This window comes from Streptomyces sp. MB09-02B (genome assembly GCF_033794485.1).
Lineage (GTDB): Bacteria > Actinomycetota > Actinomycetes > Streptomycetales > Streptomycetaceae > Streptomyces.
Genome location: NZ_JARGEE010000170.1, coordinates 1 through 18,557, shown reverse-complemented (window position 1 = coordinate 18,557; position 18,557 = coordinate 1). Strand labels below are relative to the sequence as shown.

Below are 18,557 nucleotides of genomic sequence, written 5' to 3'. Positions count from 1 at the left end.
GTAACACAACAAAGCTTTTTTGTCTGCCGCTTCAATGTTGGATAAGAAACAGCCCCCACACACCATCGAGCCTCAGGGACAGAACATGACACTGACGCCACAGGCCGACCGGACGCGCCCGTCCGCCCACCAGACAGGAGTGCCCGATCGCGCCGCCCTGGCCGCGGCGGATCACAGCGAGCGCAAAAGCATGCTCGACACCTACGTACGCCACGAACTCGGCCGGATCCTGGGCATCGCGCCGCAGAGCGTGGACACGACGGGCCGGCCGATGTACAGCCTGGGCATCGGCTCGATCGCCGGCCTCGAACTGCAGTACCGGATGGAGGCCGACCTCCAGGTCGAACTGAACCTGCAGATGCTGCTGCTGGCCAACAGCGCCGCCGAGCTCGTCGACTGCCTGGCAGGCCAGCTCGGCGGGGCCCGCACCCTGCGGCGAAGCGGCTCCCGGGTCATGGCATGACAGGGGCGCACCCGCCGACGCCCGGCCGGCCGTCGCCCCGACCCCGCCCCGGGGGCGAGGAGTTCGCCGTCTGCGACGACCGGGTCGACCTGTGGCTGATGCGCAGCCCCGACCCGCGGGACGGGACCGCGCTCGACACCTCGGAGCTCGACGAGACGGAGCAGCGCAGAGCCGCATCCTTCATCCGCCCGGCGGACGGGCTGCTGTACGCCACCGCGCATGTCGCCCTGCGCAGACTGCTCAGCCGCTACACCCACACCCTGCCCCACGCCATCCGATTCGTCCGCGAGCCCTGCCCGGGGTGCGGCGGGGCACACGGCCGGCCGGCACTGGCGCCGACGCCGGCCCGGCCGCCCCTGCACTTCTCCCTGTCGCACAGCGCCGGAGTCGCCCTGGTGGGCGTGGCCGCGGCCCCGGTCGGGGTGGACGTGGAGCGACTGCCGCGCCAGGAGAGCGTCACGATCTGCGGCAAGGCCCTGCACCCGGGCGAACAACGCGAGCTGGCCGGTACCCCGGCGCAGGAACTGACATCCCGCTTCGGCCAGATCTGGACCCGCAAGGAGGCCTACCTCAAAGGGATCGGCACCGGACTGAGCCGTTCCCCCGCGCAGGACTACCTCGGCGCCGACGGCCGGCGCCACCCGCCCGGCTGGACCGTGCTCGACATCCCCTGCACCGCCACCCACTCCGCCGCGGCCGCCGTCCGGGGACCGGCTCCCGGCACGGTCGACGTCCGCTGGCTGCACGGGGACTGGCTCACCGCCCGAGGCGCCGGCGGCGCAGCGGACCGGCCGGGGCCGGCCGTACCGGCACTGGCCTGCTGAGGCGCACCCACCCACGGTCCCGCACCCCGGCCGACCGACGACAAGGACGTGACAGGATGAACCGCACCGCATTCGTCTTCCCCGGGCAGGGCTCACAGCACGTGGGCATGGGCAGACACCTGCTCGCCCAGCGGCCCGATCTGGTGCAGACCTACTACCGCACCGCCGAGGACGTGCTCGGCGTCCCCCTGTCGAGGCTGAGCCGGCACGGCCCCGGCCGGGACCTGGACGATCCGGCGATCTCGCAGCCGGCCGTCCTGCTCACGAGTCTGCTCACCCTGGACGTGCTGCGCGGGCGGGGTGTCGAGCCCGACGCGGTCGCGGGACACGGCCTGGGCGAGTACGCGGCACTGATCGCCGCAGGCGTTGTGGAATGGACGGACGCGCTGCGCCTGGTACGGCTGCGCGGCGAGCTGGTCGCCACGGTCGACGACCAGGTGCGGGGCGCCACCGCCGCGGTCCTCGGCCTCGACCGCCGCGCAGTGGAGCGCCTGTGCGCCCAGGCCGCCGCGGACACCGGCCGCACCATCGAGATCGCCGGTGACAACGGCCCCGGCCAGACGGTGGTTTCCGGCGAGGCCGAGGCCGTGACCCGGCTGACGCGAGCGGCACACGCGGCCGGGGCCGTCCGGGTGGCGCGACTGAAGGCCGGCGGCCCCTTCCACTCCAGCCTGCTGCGCGGCATCGAGGCGGAGTTCACCGAGGCACTGATCACCACCGAGTTCCGGGACCCGCGCATCCCGCTCATCTCCAGTGTCACCGGAGCCCGGGTGTCCACCGCCGCCGAGGCGATCGCCGCCCTGCGCAGCCAGCTCACCAGCCCGGTGCGCTGGAGCGAGGCGGTTAAGGTCCTCGCCGCGACGGGCGTGGACCGGTTCGTCGAGGCCGGGCCCGGCCTGGTGCTCGGCGGCCTGATCCGGCGTATCGCCCCGCACGCACGCGTCCACGCCACGAACAGCGCCCGCCAACTCGACCTGACCGTCGGCGCCCTCGCCGCCGCGGACAGCGCCGTCTGACCACCGACCCACGGAGAGTGTGCACCCACATGTCCCCCGCAGACGACACGATCCACCACCGCATCAGCGAACTGGCCGACATCAAGCACTCGGCGCGCAGCGGCCCCGACCCCGCCGCCACCGAACGCCAGCACGCCAAGGGCAAACTGACCGCCCACGAGCGGATCGGGCTGCTCCTGGACAAGGGCTCCTTCAACGAGGTGGAGCCCCTGCGCCGGCACCGGGCCACCGGCTTCGGCCTGGAGCACAAGAGGCCCTACAGCGACGGTGTGATCACCGGCTGGGGCAGCGTCCACGGCCGCACGGTCTTCGTCTACGCCCACGACTTCCGGGTCTTCGGCGGCGCCCTGGGCGAGGCACACGCGCAGAAGATCCACAAGATCCAGGACCTGGCCGAGTCGGCCGGCGCCCCGCTGGTCTCGCTCAACGACGGCGCGGGAGCCCGCATCCAGGAGGGCGTGACCGCGCTCGCCGGCTACGGCGGCATCTTCCAGCGCAACACCAGGGCCTCGGGCGTCATCCCGCAGATCAGCGTGATGCTCGGCCCGTGCGCCGGTGGCGCGGCCTACTCCCCGGCCCTGACCGACTTCGTCTTCATGGTCCGCGAGACCTCGCAGATGTTCATCACCGGCCCCGACGTCGTCAAGGCCGTCACCGGCGAGGAGATCAGCCAGAACGGGCTCGGCGGCGCCGATGTGCACTCCGCCGTCTCCGGCGTCGCGCACTTCGCCTACGACGACGAGGAGCAGTGCATCGAGGACGTGCGCTACCTGCTGTCGCTGCTGCCCGCCAACAACCGCGAGCTGTCGCCCGTCGAGCGCTCGGGCGACCCGGCCGACCGCATCAACGAGTCACTGCTCGACCTGGTCCCCGCCAAGCCCGGACAGGCCTACGACATCCGCAAGGTCATCGAGGAAGTCGTCGACGACGGCGAGTACTTCGAGGTGCATCCCGCCTGGGCGACCAACATCGTGTGCGCGCTGACCCGTCTGGACGGCCATGTCGTCGGCATCGTCGCCAACCAGCCCGCCGCCATGGCCGGCGTCCTGGACATCGAGGCCTCCGAAAAAGGCGCGCGCTTCGTGCAGTTCTGCGACGCCTTCAACATCCCGCTGGTCACCCTGGTCGACGTCCCCGGCTTCCTGCCCGGCGTGGACCAGGAGCACAACGGCATCATCCGGCGCGGCGCCAAGCTCCTGTTCGCGTACTGCAACGCCACCGTGCCGCGGATCTCGCTGGTGCTGCGCAAGGCCTACGGCGGCGCCTACATCGTCATGGACTCCCGCTCCATCGGCGCCGACCTGGCCCTGGCCTGGCCCACCAACGAGATCGCGGTGATGGGCGCCGAGGGCGCGGCCAACGTCGTCTTCCGCCGTGAGATCAACGCGGCCCAGGACCCCGAGGCCGTACGGGAGCAGCGCATCGCGGAGTACCAGGACGAGCTCATGCACCCCTACTACGCGGCCGAGCGCGGTCTGATCGACGACGTCATCGATCCGCGCGAGACCCGTGCGGTGCTGATCCGCTCGCTCGACATGCTGCGGGCCAAGCACGCCGACCTGCCCGCGCGCAAACACGGCAACCCGCCGCAGTGACGTCGCAGACCGTCCCGGCCGGGGCGCTGCGCGATAAAAGACCATGTCAGCCCATGTCAGCCCTTCGTCAACTGGCTTGCCCCGGGCTGCGGTTGGCTCCCAAACTCATGTGCGTCTCCCGAATTCCCGCCTTTATTCCATATGGTTCGAGGGTGCCGTGACTTCAGCACAGACCGGTGAGCGCTGCTATGTGCAGCGGTGTGCTCAGGCAGTCAACGCGCTGCATTCGATCTCCTATTTCACGCCTGATCTGGCAGATGAACTCGCGCAGTTCGGTGTCACCGATCCGTCGGGCGTCTACTTCGCGGGCCGGGCGTCGCCGCTCGGTGCGGTGGACGCTCCTGTCGTGACCGCGCTCTTCAGCGGCTTCGCTCCCGCCTTCGTCGCGCAGAGGGTGCCCGCGCTGTGGGACCTGGTGCCGCCCCAGCAGGCTGTCCGCGCGCGTCAGACAGCTGTGGGCGCGGCGCTCGAGCGGCTGCTCGGCGCCGAGGTCATCCGCTCGCAGGAGCTGGCGGAGGCGGCGAAGCTGGCCACCGCCGCGGCCTCGGCCTGCTCCGTGCACGGGCGCCCGCTGTATGCGGCCAACGCCGGCCTGGCCCAGCCCGAGGACCCGCACGTGGCGTTGTGGCACGCGGCGACCATGCTGCGTGAGTACCGGGGCGACGGGCATGCCATGGTGCTCGGCCATGCCGAGCTGATCGGCGTCGAGGCACTCGTCCTCGACTGCGCCAGTGAGCTCGGCATGCCGAAGGAGATCGTGATGCCCCAGCGCGGGTGGACCGAGCAGGAGTGGTCGGCCGCGCGGGAAAGGCTGCTCGAGCGCGGCCTGGTCGACGCCGCGGGGGCGCTGACCGCCCGCGGGGCCGCGCTGCGGGCCGAAGTGGAGCGCGAGACAGGCCGGCTGGGCCGGGCACCGTATGCGGTCCTCGGCGAGGCGGGTGTGGAGAAGCTGGCCCGGTACGTGCGCGACCTGGTCACCGCCGCCGCCGGACACGGGGCGTTCGTGCCGCAGCTGCGCACCTTCTTCGCACCGGACACCGACACCTGGAACCGGCTCTGACACAGCCTGGCGCCCCCTGCGGGCGCCGATGCGGTCCTCGGCCGCCGCGGCGGCCGGCTCCCACGGACCGTCAGGCACCTGCCGCGGCAGCCGGATGCAGACAGAGCACCCCGCCGCATCGACCTCATACCGCGTGAGACGAACGAGAACGAGGAGCGACCATGACGTTGACATCGGTGTCCGGGCCCCCGACCGCACTGTTCTCTCCCGAGTACTACCAGGACCCGTATCCCACGCTGGCCTGGTTGCGGGAGAACTCCCCGGTCCACCAATTCCCCTTCCCGGTCGGCGACGTCCCCACCTGGATGGTGACGCGCTACGAGGATGTCCGGGCCGTCCTGGCCGACCCCCGCTTCAGCGCGGAGAGCGGAACCTGGGGCAGCGCCGAGTTCAAGGAGGCCGGCCTGGTCGCCGCCGCGGGGACCATCCTGGAACGGGGCATCGCCGTCGTGGACCCGCCCGCGCACACCCGGCTACGCCGACTGGCCATGAGCACCTTCACCACCCGCCGGATCGAGCAGTGGCGCGAGAGCGTGCACACCCTGGTCGGCCGTACCCTCGACGCCTGCGCGGCGCGGGGCCGTTTCGACGTCATGGACGACTACGCGGGCGAGGTGGCCGCCGGCGTGCTCGGCGACATCCTCGGCTTCCGCATCGAACGGCACCGGGAACTGGTGGAGGCGCTCAACCAGGCGTTCCCCTCCGACCCTGCCCTGATCCATCAGGCCCCCGCGGCGTTCGGCCGGATCTGCGAGTACGCCGCGGAACTCGTCGAGGACAAGCGCCGCGACCCGGCCGACGATCTGACCTCGGCCCTGATCCAGACCAGCGACGACGACGGCGACCGGCTGGCCGGGGACGAACTCGTCGGCATGGTGGCCGCCATGATCATGGGCGGCAGCGACACCGTACGCGGATTCATCGGCAACGCGGTCCTCGCCCTGCTGGACCACCCCGACCAGGCCGACCGGCTGCGCACGTCGCCGGAGCTGGCCGGCGGCGCCGTCGAGGAACTGCTGCGCTACGAGGGGGCGTTGAGCACGGCGCTGTTCCGGGTCACCACCACGGACGTCGAACTGGCGGGCGTCAGGCTCCCCGCGGGAGCGCCGGTCATCGCCGGGCTGCTGGCGGCCAACCGCGATCCGCGGCACTTCACCGACCCCGAGCGCCTGGACATCGGCCGCACCGGGCAGCGGCACGTCGGGTTCGGACACGGCCTGCACAACTGTATGGGAGCGGCGCTGGCGCGCCTGGAGGGCGAGATCGCGATCCGGGCTCTGCTCGAACGGTTCCCGAACCTCTGCCTGGACGTGCCACGGCAGGAGCTGCGTTACATCGACAGCTGGGCGATCCGCCGACTGACGCGGTTGCCGGTCGTCGCCTCGAACCATTCCAACGCCTGAAGGGAGAGCCGTGCAAGCCACCGCTCAAGTCGATCGGACGCTGTGCCTCGGCGCGGGACTGTGCGAGGTGATGGGCGCCGATCTGTTCTGGCTGGACGAAGAGGGCATCGCCGTCGAGCAGCCGGCCGAGAACAACGACGACGACCGCCTCGAACGGCTGAGGGAGATCGCCGACTGCTGCCCGACCGGTGCCATCTCCATCGTCACGGCCGAGCAGTAGCCCCACCGATCCGGAAAAATCTCGACGACGGGTGAAGACGTGAAAGAAGCAGTCGACACGGACGTGATCGTGGTGGGGGCGGGGCCCGCGGGGCTCATGCTCGCTGCGGAACTGCGGCTGGCCGGTGCCCAGGTCATCGTCCTGGAAAGGGAGAGCGGACCCACCGCGGAATCCCGCGGTATGGGATTCACCGCGCGCACTCTGGAAGTGTTCGACCAGCGGGGGCTGTTGCCGAGGTTCGGTGAACTCAACCGGTCGCCCGGCGGCCACTTCGGCAGCGTGCCGGTCGACTTCGCGGTGGGCGGGGGCACGCACGCCAGTGTCTCCGGCGTCCCGCAGTCGCACACCGTGTCGGTGCTGGGGGAGTGGGCCGCGCAGCTCGGCGCCGACATCCGACGCGGCCACCGGGTGACCGGCCTGTCCGACACCGGTGAGCAGGTCCAGGCCCGGGTGCAGGGCCCGCACGGGGAGCAGCGACTGGCGGCGCGGTATCTGGTGGGCTGCGACGGCGGCCGAAGCACGGTGCGGCAGTCGGCCGGTTTCGACTTCCCCGGTACCGACGCCACCGCGGAGCTGCTGCTGGCCGATGTGACGGGACTCGACCCCGGCGGGCTGGGAGCGGGCGAACGGCACCCCGGCGGCATGCTCCTGGCCGCGCCGCTGCCCGGGGGCGTGGTGCGCGTGGTGGTCTTCGAACACGGCCGCACGCCACAGCCGCGTACGGAGCGGCCCTCGTTCCATGAGGTGGCGGACGCCTGGAAACGGATCAGCGGAAAGGACATCTCCCATGCCCGCGCTGTGTGGGTGAGCTCCTTCGGGGACGCCTCGCGCCAGGCGAGCCAGTACCGCCGGGGGCGGGTGCTCCTGGCCGGGGACGCCGCGCACATCCACCTCCCGGCCAGCGGGCAGGGGATGAACGTCAGCGTCCAGGACGCCGTGAACCTCGGCTGGAAGCTCGGTGCCCTGGTGACCGGCCGGGCCGGTGAGGAGCTCCTCGACACCTATCACACCGAACGGCACCCGGTCGGTGCGCAGCTGCTGAAGAACACCCGGGCCCAGGCGGCGCTGTTCCTCGGCGGCCAGGAGATGCAGCCCCTGCGTGAGGTGCTCGCCCAGGTGTTCCGCGGCGAGGAGGCGGCCCGGGTCCTGGCGGGACTGGTCAGCGGCCTCGACATCCGCTACGACGTCGGCCCGGGCGACCACCCGCTGCTCGGGATGCGGATGCCGACAACGGAACTGGTCCTCGACGACGGCCGCAAGTCCACCAGCACCGCACTGCTGCACACGGCGCGTGGTCTGCTGCTGGTCCTGGGCGCGGACCCCGGCCCGGCAAGGACCGCCCGCGCCTGGGCGGACAGGGTGGACGTGGTCACGGCGCGTGCCGTCCACGCTCCGCAGCCCGGCGGGCCGGCCGAGCCGGAGGCGCTGCTGATCCGGCCGGACGGATACGTGGCCTGGGTGAGCGGCGACGGCGACCTCGACGCGGCCCTGCGGCGCTGCTTCGGCGAACCCGCCGAGTGAACCGACCCGCAGACCCGACCGCACCCAGGAGACAGCCATGACCGAATCCGCGGCCCGGCCGACCGCCGGCCCGGACATCACACGTCCCGATTCCCGCACGACCTACCTGGGCCACTGGTTCGTGGACGGCCCCGAGCAGGGGCCCGCGGTGCTGGACGAGCTCGTGGACGCCTGGCAGGCATCGCCCTGGCCCGAGGGCATCCTGACGTTCTCGTGCTACCTGAGTGCCGAGAGCGACACCGTGATGACGTACGCGCAGTGCACGAACGACACCGTCTACCGGCCCTTCGCGCGCGGCCTGAACCTGCCCCCGGGCCCGGCGACCGCGGATCCGATCGAGTACCGCCTGCACCGCAGCGTGGTGGCCCGCCCGGCCGCCGGGCCCCCGAAAACCGTGGCCGTCGCCAGCTTCGACGTGGACGGTTCGGAGCGGCAACGGCGCATCGTGGCCGCGATCGTCGGCAACCTGGAGAACGCGCCGCCCGACGAGCAGGCGGGGCTGATCGCCTCGAACTTCCATCTCAGCGTCGACGGCACCCGCGTGATCAACTTCGCGGAGTGGACGGACGACGAGGCGCACATCGCGTTCCTCGACGGCGCCACCCGCCACCGGTCGCTGCAGATCACCAACGACATGCCCGGAGTCCGCCCCCTCGGCTACCGCCGCTACCACCTCTACCAGAGCCTGGCCCGCTGAAAGGACGCTGCGCTCCGCGCACCCGACGCGGACGGTGACCACGGACCTGGCCCTGCCCCTGCCGGGCGGCGGGGCGCAGACCGGCGCCGGTCTGCGCCCCGGCCGATTCCCCGACAGCGGTCCGCTCACCGGCATCCGTGCCTGGCCGCCCAGCCCCCAGCCCCCTCACGAAAGCAGGACAGCCGTGCGCGTAGTGATCGCCACCTTCCCCTCCACCTCCCACCTCTACCCCGTCATCCCCCTGGCCTGGGCCCTGCAGAGCGCCGGCCACGAGGTGCGGGTGGTGGGACATCCGGGTATGGGAAGCGACGACATGACGGCCACGATCACGGGAGCCGGCGTGCCGGCGGTCCCTGTCGGAGAATCCGTCGTCGGCGACAGCCCCCGGGACGAGGACGAAGGCGCCCACCTCGACATACCGGCGGATGCCTTCGCACTCGACGTCCTCGACAGCGACCCCCGGGAGCTGCGGCTGCTCCAGGACCGGCTGCTTTCGATCATCTCCCAGTGCTATCCCCTCGACGACACCGACAAGGGCATGGTCCCCGAACTGATCGACTTCGTCCGCTCCTACGGACCCGACCTCGTCCTGTGGGACCCGCTGTGTCTGCCCGCCGCCGTCGCCGCCCGCGTCGCCGGCGCCGCTCACGCCCGCATCCTGTGGGGCCAGGACAAGCTGGGCTGGGTGTGGGACCGGGCGAGCCGACGCTCCGCCGACCGGGACCCGATGGCCCGCTGGATGCGCCCGCTGCTCGACCGGTACGGACTGACCTTCACAGAGGAGATGCTCCTCGGCCAGTGGAGCGTGGACCTGGTACCGCAGGCCGCGCGGCTGCCCCTGGACACCCGGACCGTCCCGCTGCGCTGGGTCTCGTACAACGAGGCATCGGTCGTCCCGCAGTGGCTGCGCGAGCCGGCCGAGCGGCCTCGTGTCTGCCTCACCCTGGGCGTCAGCTCCCGCCACCTCTTCGGCAAGGACATCGGGTTCCCGCTCCAGGACATGCTGGACACCGTCGCCGGCCTGGATGTCGAGGTCGTGGCCACACTCAACCAGGCCCAGCTGACCGGCCTGGACCGGATCCCGGACAATGTCCGCGTCGTGGACTTCGTCCCGCTCAACCAGCTCCTGCCCACCTGTTCGGCCATCGTCCACCACGGCGGCTGGGGCACCTTCTCCGTCGCCGCCCAGCACAGGGTTCCGCAGATCATCCTCCCCGTGCCCAGCTGGGACGAGCGGGTCGCCGCCCGCTACATCCGCGACCGCGGCGCCGGGCCCCTGCTCGACCCGGCCGCCCTGACCCCCGAAGAACTGCGCCGCCAACTGCTGAGCGCCCTGAACGACCCCGAGCGCCGAGCCGGAGCCGACGAGCTCCTCGCGGACCGCATGGCCGCCCCGTCCGCGACGGAGATCGTGCCGGTCCTGGAACGGCTCACCCGGCACCACCGCCGCTCACCCCTCGGCTGACCCTCCTCCACGGCCCCCGCCCAGGACGAGCAACGAAAGAAGGAATCTCCCCCCATGACCTCTGCTGCCCTCCCGTTCCCCTTCCCCGAAGCAGACCGTGCGGATTGCGGCATCGTGCTGGTCACACCGCTGTACGTCGGCTCGGCGGACGCCCAACGCGCCGAGGTCGAACGCGTCATGGCGCCCTACCGCGAAGGCCCGCTGCCCGAGGGCATGCTCTCCCTGTCCGCGTTCGTCTGCACCGAGGCGGAGAACGTCCTGACCTACGCGCAGTGGGTCTCGGACGAGGCCTACCGCGAGCACGCCGACCGTACGGCCGCGGACCGGCCCCGCGACGCCGCCGAGCCCGTCCGATACCGGTACTACCGCGGCCGGGCCCTGGAACCCGCGAGCGTGCCCACCCTGCTCGTACCGCCCGTCTTCGACGTCGACGGCCGCGAGCGCCAGCGGCGCGCGGCGGACAACCTGCTGGACGGCCCGTTGGGCACACCGTTTCCCGGTCTGGTCTCCTCGCACTTCCACCTCAGCCTCGACGGCACACGCGTCCTGAACTGGGCCCACTGGGTGGACGAGGAGGCCCACCAGCGCTTCATGCGCAGCGAGCGGCCCAAGGAGTGCTTCGAGGCACTCACGATGCCCGGCGTGCGCGGCATCGGCGGCAAGCGCTACCGGCTGGCGGAATCCGTGACGCGAGAAGCACGGCGATGACTTCCACGAGGCGAAGGAGCAGGGCCGCCGGCCCTGCTCCTTCGCCTCGACCCTCCCGAGCCGGCCACCGCACGCGCTGCCCCGCACCGCCGGGGCGGCGAGGCCTGACGGGCCGTCACGTCAGGTTCCGGACAAGAGCTGTCAATTCCGGGCAACTCGATTGCGTCTTCCGCGTACTCCGAAGAAGATTGTCCCCAGAGTCCGGCAACCGGGTTCTCCGGTGAGCCGGCACCATCTTTCCTCCGCCCGTGGTATTCCCCAGGCGCGTGCTCCAGCGCCCCGTCATGCGGCGGTTCTCCGGACCCGCCGGAAGCACCGGGCATCGGCGAGGAACGCCAGAAGCGGTGCGGCAGCGACGCACCGGCGCCGCCCGCGAGCCGACTCCCGCCCGTCGGCCGCCGGCGTCCCGGCCCCCGGCCCGCGGGGCGCGCGGAGAGCCGCGGCCGCGCAGCGCGTGGGCACGGCACCGTCCCGGCGGCCCGTTCACCGCCGCTCCCCGTAGCCGCATCCGCTCCTGCGACGCGCCCCGTTCCGCGCCCAGCGACCCGCCCGCCCGCCTGTGACGAGAAGACCCGAACAAGGAGACCCGCATGGCTTCGTTCGCTTCCGCTCCCGCCCTCGCGCCCGGCGAGCCGGAGGAAAGACTGCGCACCCTGCAGGACCGGGCCCAGCTGGCCGGCCTGGTGGACCGCTTCGTCCACGGACTCGACTCACCCGCCCGCCCGGCCGAGGACTGGTACCGCTCGCTGCTCACCGAGGACGTCCGGCTCACCCTTCCCAACGGCAGCCACCAAGGCATCACCGGGCTGCCCGCGTTCATGGCCGAGCCCAGGACGAAGTGGGCCGCCACCCAGCACTACGCCACCAACTGCCTCGTCGACATCGACGGCGACCAGGCCTCCGTGCGCGCCAACGTCCACGCCGTGCACGTCCCGCACGACCGATCCGCCCCGCTGTTCACCGGCGGCGCCCACTACGACGTACGGGCCGAGCGGACCGGGGAGGGCTGGCGGGTGGCGCAGCTGGACGTGACCGTGCTGTGGACCGCGGAAGCACGGCGCGGATAACCCGAGTGCCGGCTCTTCTCGCACCTGCCCATCGAAGCGGAAATACGAGCATGCCCCCGAAACCGGGGTGAGAGGGAGAATCCCATGAAAGCCCTGGTGTTGTCCGGCGGGTTGGGGACCCGTCTGAGGCCCTTCAGCTACTCCATGCCGAAGCAGCTCATTCCGATAGTCAACAAGCCGGTTCTCGAGCATGTTCTGGAGAATGTGCGGCGCGTGGGCGTCACCGAGGTCGGCATCATCGTCAGCGACCGCGCACCGCAGATCCGCGCAGTCATCGGCGACGGCTCCCGGCTCGGCCTGCGCGTCACCTACATCCGGCAGGACGAACCGTTGGGCCTGGCCCACTGCGTCACCCTGGCCCGCGAGTTCCTGGGCGACGACGATTTCGTCATGTTCCTCGGTGACAACATGCTGCCGGACGGCGTCGAGGAGATCGCACAGGAATTCATCGACAACCGCCCCGCGGCCCAGATCGTCGTGCGCAAGGTGGCCGATCCGCGCGCCTTCGGCGTCGTCGAACTCGGCCTGGACGGCCGCGTCGAACGGCTCGTGGAGAAGCCGGAGAACCCCCGCAGCGACCTCGCTCTGGTCGGCGTGTACTTCTTCACGCCCGCCATCCACCAGGCGGCGTCCGCGATCAGCGCCAGTGCCCGCGGCGAGCTGGAGATCACGGACGCCCTCCAGTGGCTGGTCACCCAGGGCGCGCAGGTCGTCGCCAGCCAGTACGACGGCTACTGGAAGGACACCGGCCACGCCGACGACGTCCTGGACTGCAACCGCAAGCTGCTGCAGGCCGTGGTGGCCTCCGTCCGCGGGGACGTCGACGAGAGCAGCGTCCTGATCGGCTCGGTCGTCGTCGAGGAAGGGGCCAGGGTGACCGGCTCACGGATCGAGGGACCGGTCATCATCGGCGCGGGCACCCTGGTCGAGGACAGCCACATCGGCCCGAACACCTCCATCGGCCGCGACTGCGTGCTGAGCTACACACGCCTGGACTCCTCGATCGTCCTCGACGGCGCCACGGTCACCGAGGTGCGCGGCCTGCACGGCTCACTCATCGGGCGGATGGCGAGCATCGGCCCCGCGGACGTGGGCACATCACACCACCGGCTGGTCGTGGGCGATCACGCCAGGATCGAGGTCGCGGCATGAGGATCCTGGTCACCGGCGGTGCCGGGTTCATCGGATCGCACTACGTGCGCACCCTGCTTCACGGCGCACACCAGGGCTGCGAGGACGCCCGGGTCACCGTCGTGGACAAGCTGACCTATGCCGGCAACCGCGACAACCTCCCCGAGCAGCACCCGCGCCTGGACTTCGTCCAGGGCGACATCTGCGACCCGACCCTGCTGCTCGACCTGCTGCCGGGACACGACGCCGTGGTGCACTTCGCGGCCGAGTCGCACGTGGACCGCTCCCTGGAGTCGGCCGCCGAGTTCGTCCGCACCAACGTCGGCGGCACACAGAACCTGCTGGAGGCCTGCCGGGCCACCGGCGTCGAGCGGATCGTGCACGTCTCCACCGACGAGGTCTACGGCTCCATCGACGAAGGCTCCTGGACCGAGCAGTGGCCCCTGCTGCCCAACTCCCCCTACGCCGCCTCCAAGGCCGCCTCCGATCTGATCGCCCGCTCCTACTGGCGCACCCACGGCCTGAACGTGTCGATCACCCGCTGCTCCAACAACTACGGGCCCTACCAGCACCCCGAGAAGCTGATCCCGCTCTTCGTCACCAACCTGATGGAAGGCCTGCAGGTACCGCTGTACGGAGACGGCCGCAACGTCCGCGAGTGGCTGCACGTCGACGACCACTGCCGGGCGATCGCACTCGTCCTGAACAAGGGAAGGGCCGGAGAGATCTACAACGTCGGCGGCGGCAACGAGCAGACCAATGTGCACATCACCGAGCGGCTGCTCGACCTGTGCGGCGCGGACGGCTCCCGGGTCCGCCGGGTCGCCGACCGCAAGGGGCACGACCTGCGCTACTCGCTCGACGAGACCAAGATACGAGAAGAGCTCGGGTACGCCCCGCGCATCCCCTTCGAGCAGGGCCTGGCGGACACCGTCGCCTGGTACCACGACAACCCCGGCTGGTGGAAAGCCGTGAAGCACCCCAGCCAGAACACCGGCCGGCAGGGCCTGGAAGGGACATCATGAACGTCCACAAGGAACTCATTCTCGACGAGACCAGCAAGTTCCACCTGGACACCCAGGACGGCGGCTCCTTCGTCCCCGGTACCACCGAGATCTGGCCCGCCGGCGCGGTCCTCGACCAGAGAGACCGTACCGCCCTGGTCGAGGCCGCCCTGGAGATGCGGATCGCCGCGGGACCGAGCTCACGCAAGTTCGAGTCGCGCTTCGCACGCAAGCTGAAGCGCCGCAAGGCGCATCTGACCAACTCGGGCTCCTCGGCCAACCTCCTGGCCATGACGGCGTTCACCTCGCACCTGCTGGAGGACCGCCGGCTGAAGCCGGGCGACGAGGTGATCACCGTCGCGGCCGGCTTCCCCACCACCGTCAACCCGATCATCCAGAACGGTCTGGTACCCGTCTTCGTCGACGTCGAGCTCGGCACGTACAACACCACCGCGGCCCGCATCGCCGCGGCGATAGGCCCACGCACCCGGGCGATCATGATCGCACATGCCCTGGGCAACCCCTTCGAGGCCGCCGAGATAGCCCAACTCGCCGAGGAACACGGCCTGTTCCTGATCGAGGACAACTGCGACGCGGTCGGTTCGACCTACGACGGACAGCTGACCGGCACCTTCGGCGACATCACGACGGTCAGCTTCTACCCGGCCCACCATCTGACCATGGGGGAGGGCGGCTGCGTACTGACCTCGAACCTGGCCCTCGCGCGGATCGTGGAGTCCCTGCGCGACTGGGGCCGGGACTGCTGGTGCGAGCCGGGCGAGACCAACAAGTGCCTCAAGCGGTTCAAATACCAGATGGGCACCCTGCCCGAGGGCTACGACCACAAGTACATCTTCTCGCACGTCGGTTACAACCTGAAGGCGACCGACATCCAGGCTGCCCTGGGACTGACCCAGCTCGACAAGATCGACGAGTTCTGCGACGCCCGCCGCCGCAACTGGCGCCGGCTGCGCGACGGCCTGGAGGGCGTACCCCACCTGATCCTGCCCAGGGCCACCGAACGCAGCGACCCCAGCTGGTTCGGGTTCGCGCTCACCGTCGACCCCGAGGCACCCTTCAAGCGGGCGGAACTGGTGCAGTTCCTGGAGGACCGCAAGATCGGCACCCGGCGGCTGTTCGCCGGAAACCTGACCCGGCACCCGGCCTACATCGACCAGCCGCACCGTGTCGTCGGCGACCTGACCAACAGCGACATCATCACCGAGCAGACCTTCTGGGTCGGCGTCTACCCGGCACTGACCGACCAGATGCTCGACTATGTCGTCGCGTCGGTGAAGGAGTTCGTGGGCGCCCGCCGATGACCGCGACCCGCGCCCGCAGCGCCCGGGCACACCGTCTCCACACAAAGACGTCATGCGGCCGGGCGCTCGCCGCAGCCCACGGACAGCGGCGCGGATGCTCCGCACCCACCCTGTCCCGGTGCGCTCTGCACTGATTTGACGGAACTTGGCACAGGTCTGAAGCGGCAGGCCTTGAAGTGTTCCTTGCGAGCGAAGAGAGTTGTGGCCAGGCTCCGCTGCCCTGACCGGCGCGAAAACCTCCCGCCGGTACGGGCCGGTTCCGGAGCCGCACGCACCCCATCCAGGACGCTTGTCCGGCCGACTCGTACCAGGCCCCGCCGAAGGCCTGTCGTGACATCCCCTCCGACCGAAGAGGGGCGTCACCGAGCCCCCGTGCGAGGCCGTCCGGGGCTGAAGCAGGCAGAGGTTGACCTCAAGTGCGCTTCACGTTCTAGCGTCCATGACGCAGCAGGCCAGTCACCCCCCAGAGACAGGGAACTTCATGACCTCCGTAGCCGCGCCCCGCGCGAGCCGAAAAGAGTGGATCGGATTAGCAGTGCTGGCGATGCCGACCCTGCTGATCGCGATGGACATGACCGTCCTGCACCTGGCGGTGCCTGCGCTCACGGCGGACTTGCAGCCGAGCACCTCGCAGATGCTGTGGATCATGGACATCTACGGCTTCCTCGTCGCCGGACTGCTGATCACGATGGGAACACTCGGCGACCGGATCGGACGACGCAAGCTGCTGCTGACCGGCGCCGCCGCCTTCGGCGTGGCCTCCGTGCTCGCCGCGTTCTCCACCAGCGCCGAGATGCTCATCGTGACCCGGGCACTGCTCGGCGTCGCCGGCGCGACGCTGATGCCCTCCACCCTTTCGCTGATCCGCAACATGTTCCACGACGCGGCACAGCGCACGGTCGCCATCAGTGTCTGGATGACCTGCTTCGCGGTGGGCGGCGCCCTCGGCCCGCTGCTCGGCGGCTTTCTGCTCGACCACTTCTGGTGGGGTTCGGCGTTCCTGATCGGTGTCCCGGTCATGGCCCTCCTGCTGGCCCTCGGCCCGGTGCTGCTTCCCGAGCACCGTGACAGCGACGCCGGCCGGCTGGACCTCGTCAGCGCCCTGCTGTCCCTGATCGCGGTCCTGACGGTCGTCTACGGCCTCAAACTGGTCGCCGAACACGGCGTCGGCTGGCAGAGCGCCGCGTTCATGGGGCTCGGCCTGATCGTCGGAGCCCTCTTCATCCGCCGCCAGAAGACGCTCCCCGATCCGCTGGTCGATCTCCAACTGTTCCGCGAGCGCACCTTCAGCGTCTCGGCCGTCCTGCTCACCCTCGGCATCCTCGTGATGGCCGGCTCACAGCTCTTCACACTGCAGTACCTCCAACTGGTCCAGGGGCTCTCCCCGCTGCAGGCCGGCCTCTGGTCGCTGCCCAACGCGGCAGGCCTGATGGCCGGCGCCATGACGGCCCCGGCGCTCGCGGCGAAGATCCGTCCGGGCTTCGTCATCGCCGGAGGCCTGGTCGTCGCGGCCGTCGGCCTGACCATGCTCACCCTGGTCAGCGCGGACGCCGGACTGGGCATCCTGGTGGCGTCATCGACCCTGATGGGTGCGGGCCTCGGCCCGATGGCCGCCCTGGGCACCGACCTGATCGTCGGCGCGGCCCCGCCCGAGCGAGCCGGTGCGGCGTCGGCGCTCTCCGAGACCGGAACCGAGCTGGGAGCCGGGCTGGGCATCGCGGTCCTCGGCAGCATCGGCTTCGGCGTCTACCGCAGCGAGATCGGCGACACCATGCCGGCCGGTGTGGACGACGAGGCGGCCCGCGAGTCGCTCGGCGGGGCCGTGGACGTGGCCGGGAAACTCTCCGGCCAGGCCGGCGCGGACCTGCTCGCCGCCGCCCGCGAGGCCTTCGTCCTCGGGCTGCAGGTGACGGCTGTCGTCAGTGCCGCAGTGGCCGTCGTCCTCGCGGTCGTGGCAGCGACCCTGCTGCGGGACAGCAAGCCGGGAGCCGCCGGCCACGGGGAGGCCGCGGACGGCGCCCCGAACGCCGCGACACCGCAGCCCGCCCTCCAACGCGTGCGCGAGGTCGTCACCGACGCCTGAACCGCCCAAGGGCACACCCCTTCGCACCACCACCGGCGCGGCAGGCCGGACCGACGTCCCGCCGCGCCGGCCACGAGAGCCGGAAGGCACACATCATGGAGCGCTCGGACCGCGCAACCACCCGGGTCGAGGTCGTCGCGGACGTCATCTGCGCGGCGTCCTACATCGCCTACGTACGGCTGGAGCGCGCGATCGGGCGGGTGCGGGCCGACGGGGCAGAGGTGGAGGTCGTCTTCCGACCCTTCCAGCTCGCCCCCGACGCGGGCTTCACCGGAGAGCCGCTCCTCGAGGTCCTCGCCGAGAGGTTCGGCGGGCATGTCGTGGCCGAGACCGAGCGGGCGGCCGCGGACGCGGTGCACGACGGCGTCAGGCTCGACTACGGGCGGGCGCTGGCGGCCGACACCTTCGAGGCACACCGCCTCATCGCCTCCGCAGCGGCGCGCGGCCTGGCCGAGCCCATGGTCGAGCGGTTGTTCCGGGCCCACTTCACCGACGGCCTGAACATCGCCGAGGCCCCCGTCCTGGACCGGCTGGCCGCCGAGAGCGGTGTCACGGCCAATGACGCCTCCGCCGCCGAACTGCGCACCGAACTCTCCCGCATCCGGGCCCGCGGCATCCGCTCGGTGCCGCGGATCTCCATCGACGACGGGCCCTGGCTGACCGGGGCGCAGCCGGAGACGACGTACGAGAGGGCACTGCGCTGTGCCGGCCCGACGCGGTGACCACCGTCCCGGACCGCTTCCCCGTCATCTCCCGCGGCAGGAGCGCCTGCCCGCCCATGTCGATTGGAGCCCCCATGCGGGTCTTGTTCGCGGTATTCCCGGCCACGGCACATCTGCATCCCATGACGCCGCTGGCATGGGCACTGCAGAGCGCGGGTCACGAGGTGCGGGTCGTCAGCCACCCGGAAATGGCCGGCCCCATCAGCGCCGTGGGTCTCACCCCGGTCCCCCTCGGACAGACGGTGGACCCCAAGGC

At 71.1% G+C, this 18,557-nt stretch carries 17 protein-coding genes and 1 pseudogene; all 18 read left to right on the top strand.

Annotation, left to right across the window (positions count from 1 at the left end):
• Positions 1-85 precede the first annotated feature (85 nt).
• Positions 86-463 carry an acyl carrier protein gene (locus tag P1P70_RS23235; RefSeq protein WP_319240804.1) on the top strand — a complete coding sequence of 126 codons (378 nt, stop codon included), beginning with the start codon at positions 86-88 and terminating at the stop codon, positions 461-463.
• Positions 460-1,287: a 4'-phosphopantetheinyl transferase family protein gene (locus tag P1P70_RS23230; RefSeq protein ID WP_319240802.1), complete on the top strand. Its 828-nt coding sequence runs from the start codon at positions 460-462 to the stop codon at positions 1,285-1,287. Before P1P70_RS23235 ends, P1P70_RS23230 begins: the two co-directional genes overlap by 4 nt.
• A 56-nt stretch (positions 1,288-1,343) precedes the next feature.
• A complete protein-coding gene (locus P1P70_RS23225; protein ID WP_319240800.1) occupies positions 1,344-2,303 on the top strand; it encodes an ACP S-malonyltransferase in 960 nt (319 codons plus the stop codon).
• A gap of 29 nt (positions 2,304-2,332) precedes the next feature.
• Complete coding sequence (locus P1P70_RS23220) at positions 2,333-3,898, top strand: acyl-CoA carboxylase subunit beta (RefSeq protein WP_319240798.1); 1,566 nt, start codon at positions 2,333-2,335, stop codon at positions 3,896-3,898.
• Between the two features lie 157 nt (positions 3,899-4,055).
• Positions 4,056-4,958, top strand: coding sequence for an SCO6745 family protein (locus P1P70_RS23215; protein ID WP_319240796.1), 903 nt, complete (start codon positions 4,056-4,058; stop codon positions 4,956-4,958).
• Positions 4,959-5,119: 161 nt separating this feature from the next.
• Positions 5,120-6,361 carry a cytochrome P450 gene (locus P1P70_RS23210; protein WP_319240794.1) on the top strand — a complete coding sequence of 414 codons (1,242 nt, stop codon included), beginning with the start codon at positions 5,120-5,122 and terminating at the stop codon, positions 6,359-6,361.
• A gap of 10 nt (positions 6,362-6,371) precedes the next feature.
• Positions 6,372-6,581 carry a ferredoxin gene (locus P1P70_RS23205; protein WP_319240792.1) on the top strand — a complete coding sequence of 70 codons (210 nt, stop codon included), beginning with the start codon at positions 6,372-6,374 and terminating at the stop codon, positions 6,579-6,581.
• A 39-nt stretch (positions 6,582-6,620) separates the two neighbouring features.
• Positions 6,621-8,102: an FAD-dependent monooxygenase gene (locus P1P70_RS23200; protein WP_319240790.1), complete on the top strand. Its 1,482-nt coding sequence runs from the start codon at positions 6,621-6,623 to the stop codon at positions 8,100-8,102.
• A gap of 37 nt (positions 8,103-8,139) precedes the next feature.
• Positions 8,140-8,799 (top strand): hypothetical protein, encoded by a 660-nt coding sequence (locus P1P70_RS23195; protein WP_319240788.1) that lies wholly within the window; start codon positions 8,140-8,142, stop codon positions 8,797-8,799.
• Between the two features lie 34 nt (positions 8,800-8,833).
• Complete coding sequence (locus tag P1P70_RS23190) at positions 8,834-10,264, top strand: nucleotide disphospho-sugar-binding domain-containing protein (RefSeq protein ID WP_319240786.1); 1,431 nt, start codon at positions 8,834-8,836, stop codon at positions 10,262-10,264.
• Between the two features lie 54 nt (positions 10,265-10,318).
• On the top strand, positions 10,319-10,972 hold the full coding sequence (locus tag P1P70_RS23185; protein ID WP_319240784.1) for an antibiotic biosynthesis monooxygenase: 654 nt from the start codon (positions 10,319-10,321) through the stop codon (positions 10,970-10,972).
• 590 nt (positions 10,973-11,562) lie between these two features.
• The gene (locus tag P1P70_RS23180; RefSeq protein WP_319240782.1) at positions 11,563-12,039 is read left to right on the top strand and encodes a nuclear transport factor 2 family protein; all 477 of its coding nucleotides are present in this window, start codon (positions 11,563-11,565) and stop codon (positions 12,037-12,039) included.
• A gap of 84 nt (positions 12,040-12,123) precedes the next feature.
• A complete protein-coding gene (locus P1P70_RS23175) occupies positions 12,124-13,191 on the top strand; it encodes a glucose-1-phosphate thymidylyltransferase (RefSeq protein ID WP_319240780.1) in 1,068 nt (355 codons plus the stop codon).
• Positions 13,188-14,195, top strand: coding sequence for a dTDP-glucose 4,6-dehydratase (gene rfbB, locus P1P70_RS23170; protein WP_319240778.1), 1,008 nt, complete (start codon positions 13,188-13,190; stop codon positions 14,193-14,195). Before P1P70_RS23175 ends, rfbB begins: the two co-directional genes overlap by 4 nt.
• Positions 14,192-15,496 (top strand): lipopolysaccharide biosynthesis protein RfbH, encoded by a 1,305-nt coding sequence (rfbH, locus tag P1P70_RS23165; RefSeq protein WP_319240776.1) that lies wholly within the window; start codon positions 14,192-14,194, stop codon positions 15,494-15,496. Before rfbB ends, rfbH begins: the two co-directional genes overlap by 4 nt.
• 481 nt (positions 15,497-15,977) lie before the next feature.
• Entirely contained in the window at positions 15,978-17,579 is a 1,602-nt protein-coding gene (locus P1P70_RS23160) for an MFS transporter (RefSeq protein WP_319240774.1), read from the top strand.
• 95 nt (positions 17,580-17,674) lie between these two features.
• Positions 17,675-18,301, top strand: a complete 627-nt coding sequence (locus P1P70_RS23155; RefSeq protein ID WP_319240772.1) for a DsbA family oxidoreductase — start codon at positions 17,675-17,677, stop codon at positions 18,299-18,301.
• Positions 18,302-18,357: 56 nt separating this feature from the next.
• Positions 18,358-18,557 (top strand): annotated as a pseudogene (locus P1P70_RS45855) (glycosyl transferase family 28); the annotation flags it as partial.